Origin of the sequence: Bacillus sanguinis, assembly GCF_018332475.1 — a bacterium.
GTDB lineage: Bacteria > Bacillota > Bacilli > Bacillales > Bacillaceae_G > Bacillus_A > Bacillus_A sanguinis.
The window spans coordinates 1-4,612 of the sequence record NZ_BOQB01000093.1; the positions used below are offsets into that span (position 1 = coordinate 1).

The window sequence follows — 4,612 nt, forward strand, 5'->3', positions numbered from 1 at the left end:
GCAAGGGAACAACGGTAGAAATCCTCAACAAGGAAATAACGGGAATCAGCAAGGGAACAACGGTAGAGGATCTCAACAAGGGAATAATGGAAATCAGCAAGGGGACAATGGAAGAGGATCCCAGAAAGAAAATGTTGGAAACGGGCAAGGGAACAATGGTAGGGGGTCTCAACAAGAAAATAGAGGTCACCAGCAAGGGAATGAAAAGAATAATCAATAGAATATTGAGAGATTCATTTCAAAGCTAAAAGGATTTATCTCGCTATTGCGGACAGTAAAACTCCCATCTCAAAATTTGGCTAGGGCAAAGAAGTTAGGTGGGAGTTGGGCTGCTTAAAGTTGCACTTTATTATTCTATAGTTCTATTAAGAAGGAGTATGTGAAAAATATAATGGAGAAAAACATTCAACAAGGGAAAGATAAAGCAAAACCTATTTTTTATGATCCGAAAGGAAGGAGAAACATAGCTTTTATTTGGTTTCTATGTATCTCAATAGTTAGCGTAAGTATTGTATTTTATTTTTTCTTTCAAAGTATTTTTTCAACACCAGAAATTCCAAATATGAATACCGCTGTACAACAAGATAATAAACTTGTATCAATTAATCAAAAACTTAGTGATCAGCAGTTAAAGAAGGAAGAATTTAAACCAAATACCGAAATGAAGGATAATAAAAATTTGGTGAATTCGAAGAACGATAGTAAACAACCGAAAGAAGTGTATGGTTTTTATGTAAACTGGGATGAAAATAGTACCGCTTCTTTAAAAGAAAATATCGATTCATTAACCACGCTAGTACCAGAGTGGTATCATTTAAAAGCAGATTTAACGATTAGAAGTGAGATAAAACCTGAGATAGTAAAGTTAGCAGAAAAAAATCAAGTGAAAATTATGCCGTTACTTACTAACTATACAGAGGAAGCTTCTGGTCCTGATAGTGGGCTGATTCATAAGTTACTGAATTCCCCAAATGATGTAAAGACAAAGTTTATAAATGATTTAGTAAAGCAAGTTGAAAAGAATCGATTTGCGGGTATTAATATTGACTTTGAGGCGATACCTGAAAGTGATAGAGAAAACTTAACAAATTTTATGAAAGAACTTACTACGGTCTTTCATAAACATGATTTGCTCGTTACACAAGATGTTCCAGCTAACGATAAGGCTTTTGATTATAGTGCGTTAGCGAAGGTAATAGATCGAATGCTTGTAATGATGTACGATGAGCACTATGGAGCGGGGGAACCAGGGCCAATTGCTTCGAATAAATGGTTCCAACATACGTTGAAAGGACTGAATATTCCGTCTAATAAGCTTATAGTTGCTTTCGGTAACTATGGATATGATTGGAAAGTGAATAGTAAAGAACCTGCGAAGTCTTTAACTTTTTCAGAAGTTATGGCAATGGCTCATAATTCAAATATGAAAATTCAATGGGATAAGATTAGTGGAAATCCTTATTTTAGATATAAAACAGGAGAGAAAGAACATACTGCTTGGTTCTTAGACAGTGTTACTCTCTATAATCAAGTGAAGATCGCAATGGACAACAATGCAAAGGGGTTTGCGCTATGGAGATTAGGAGCAGAAGATCCTACAATATGGAAAGTTTTAAAAAATCCTATTGGGGCACAAAAAAATCCTGATGTATTACATAAAATCACTAGTTTAGATGAAGTGAATTATTCTGGCCAAGGTGAAATTTTACAGATTGAGAATGAAAAGCAAAATGGATTGAGAGATTTTAAAGTAGGAAAAGATGGTTATCTTACAGATGAAGTATATCAATCCTTACCATCTGCATACGAAGTGCAACGATATGGAAAACCAAAGGGGAAACAAGTAGTATTAACATTTGATGATGGACCAGATCCGAAATATACGCCAGAAATTTTAAATATATTAAAAGAGAATAAAATAAAAGCTGCTTTTTTTGTACTTGGTGAAAACGCGCAACTAAATCCTAGTATTGTAAAAAGAATATACGATGAGGGGCATGAAATTGGTAATCATACTTTCAAGCATCCTAACATAGCTGATACGTCTTTACTACGAACAAAAGTAGAACTTAATACGACGCAACGTTTAATTCAGGAAGTAACTGGACATTCTACGGTTTTATTTAGACCACCATATGAAGCCGATGCTAACCCAGATTCGTCAAATGAAATATTGCCTATTTTACGTGCGCAAAATATGAACTATACAATGGTAGCGGAAAAAGTTGATCCTGAAGACTGGGCAACACCATCAACAAATGAATTAGTAAAGCGTGCTCTTAATCCCGTTTATAAGGAAGAGGGAAATATTATTCTTCTCCATGATGCGGGAGGGAATCGTACCCATACAGTAGAGGCGCTGCCAATCATTATCAAAGACCTTAAAAAGCATGGATATAGTTTTGTAACAATTTCAGATTTAATGAATAAAGAACGAGATGAAATTATGCCTCCTGTTTCTTCTGAGGGTGAGCAATATTTACTTTACAATAAAGCTGTCTTTTCAGGGGCGGGATATTTTAAACATATATTAACAACTATTTTTTATGTTGCTATTGGATTAGGTATTTTTCGATTCTTATTCTTAATTTATTTTGCATGGAAGCAGAAAAGAAAAACGCTATCTCGCTATATTAATTCGTCCTATCAACCTTTTGTTAGTGTTGTCATAGCAGCATATAATGAAGAAAAGGTGATAGCTAAGACGATTCGCTCAATTTTGGATAGTAATTATAGAGAATTTGAAGTTATTGTTGTGGATGACGGATCGACAGATGGTACGTCAAAAGTAATACAAGAAACATTTTATAAACACCCTAAAGTTCGTTTCATTCAGAAAGAAAACGGCGGGAAATCATCGGCAATGAACCTAGGATTTCAACAATCGCGAGGAGAGATCATTGTCACTTTAGATGCGGATACTATTATTGCGCAAGACGCCATTTCTCTAATGGTTAGACACTTTGAAGATCAGAATGTAGCAGCAGTTTCAGGTAATGTCAAAGTGGGGAATAGACGAAACTTGTTAACTACTTGGCAACATGTTGAGTATATTACAGGGTTTAATTTAGAACGTAGAGCTTTTGATGAGTTAAATTGTATTACAGTAGTTCCAGGAGCTATTGGGGCGTGGCGTAAGAAGAATGTAGTTGAATCTGGATATTTAAGCGAAGATACGTTAGCAGAAGATACAGATCTTACTATTACATTTTTACGTCAAGGACATAGAATTGTATATGAAGAAAAGGCTTACGCTTTTACGGAGTCACCTGAAGATGTGAAAAGTCTCATTAAACAGCGATATCGTTGGTCATATGGTACACTTCAATGTCTTTGGAAACATCGAAAAGCGTTATGTAATTCAAAGCATAAAACATTAGGATTTATCGCATTGCCAAATATGTGGTTATTCCAATATGTTCTGCAATTCATTGCTCCTTTTGCAGATATATTAATGATTGTGGGACTATTTAGTAATAATCCACTAAAAGTTTTAGGGTTTTATTTTGTATTCTTTTTAATGGATCTTCTCGCATCTCTGTTTGCATTTAAATTAGAGGAAGAGAATCCAAAACCATTAGTATGGTTAATTTTACAACGCTTTATTTATCGTCAATTTATGACTTATGTTGTCGTTAAATCTATATTCTCATCGATTCGAGGAGTAGCGGTAGGGTGGAATAAGTTAAAGAGAATGGGAAGTGTAAAACATTCCACGGAACATAAGGAGGCATCTTAAGAGAGCAGGTTATCTGCTCTCTTTTTTATTGATTTTAGTGAGCTGAGTGTAGAGTAGATACGTCTGTATCTATAGGGGTACTGATAGTGAGCCATTATGTTAAGTTACTCCTTTAGTTTCGGGAAAAAGTTTTTTTATATTTTTTTAAAATGACGGACATAAAATTGTATATACCTTCGAATTATATATATGGATAACATAAATATGTATATAAAAGGGGAGAAATAAGATGAAAGAACAAAAAGAAATGTTTGAAGAAATCGCTGAAGTACTAAAGGTATTGGCGCATCCTGTTCGTTTATCCTTAGTGAAAATAATGCTTTCAAAAGGTCCTACTAATGTAACAACAATGTATGGGGATTTGGAAATGCCTCAAAGTACAATTAGTCAACATTTATCTAAACTAAAAGCTGCTAAAATGGTTACAGGTACTCGGAAAGGATTAGAAATTTATTATGAGGTAACTGACAATCGCACAAAATCAATATTAGCATGTTTAGTTTAAATGCTGACTGTCTAGACATTAAGAAGAGAATGCTAAAGCAATTCTGTGACTACAATTTTTAAGGTGTTATACAAAAGTAATTTGTGTAAGTGTATGTGATTTTCTTATTAACATAAGTTGTATTTAGCCTGATTATTAATTTGTTATACTTCTTAATTAGATTATTTTATTTAATAATATTGTATGATCTTCACCTTGTTAAATTTAATATTATTTTATTAAAAATTAGTAAGATGAAGGTTCATTTATGTACACATGAAATATTTTATAAAGAGTACGACTTTACTCCAAAGTTACATTTTTAGTTTTTTCATCTATAGATCTAATACTAAAGGGAAAATAACTGAAATATAAATGTAATTGAAAGG

2 protein-coding genes and 1 pseudogene are annotated in these 4,612 nt (G+C 33.5%); all 3 read left to right on the plus strand.

Going from position 1 to position 4,612, the window contains the following annotated elements; all coding sequences use genetic code 11:
* A pseudogene (locus tag KI369_RS12175) lies at window positions 1–248 on the plus strand (FMRFamide neuropeptide); the annotation flags it as partial.
* A 143-nt stretch (window positions 249–391) separates the two neighbouring features.
* Entirely contained in the window at window positions 392–3,739 is a 3,348-nt protein-coding gene (locus KI369_RS12180; RefSeq protein ID WP_212956109.1) for a trifunctional glycoside hydrolase family 18/polysaccharide deacetylase/glycosyltransferase family 2 protein, read from the plus strand.
* A 229-nt stretch (window positions 3,740–3,968) separates the two neighbouring features.
* Window positions 3,969–4,244, plus strand: coding sequence for an ArsR/SmtB family transcription factor (locus KI369_RS12185; RefSeq protein ID WP_063221914.1), 276 nt, complete (start codon window positions 3,969–3,971; stop codon window positions 4,242–4,244).
* Window positions 4,245–4,612: the final 368 nt, after the last annotated feature.

Excerpts from the sequence above, each read along its gene's own strand:
- KI369_RS12185 (WP_063221914.1), top strand. The coding sequence starts at position 3,969 with ATGAAAGAACAAAAAGAAATGTTTGAAGAAATCGCTGAAGTACTAAAG.
- KI369_RS12180 (WP_212956109.1), top strand. The coding sequence starts at position 392 with ATGGAGAAAAACATTCAACAAGGGAAAGATAAAGCAAAACCTATTTTT.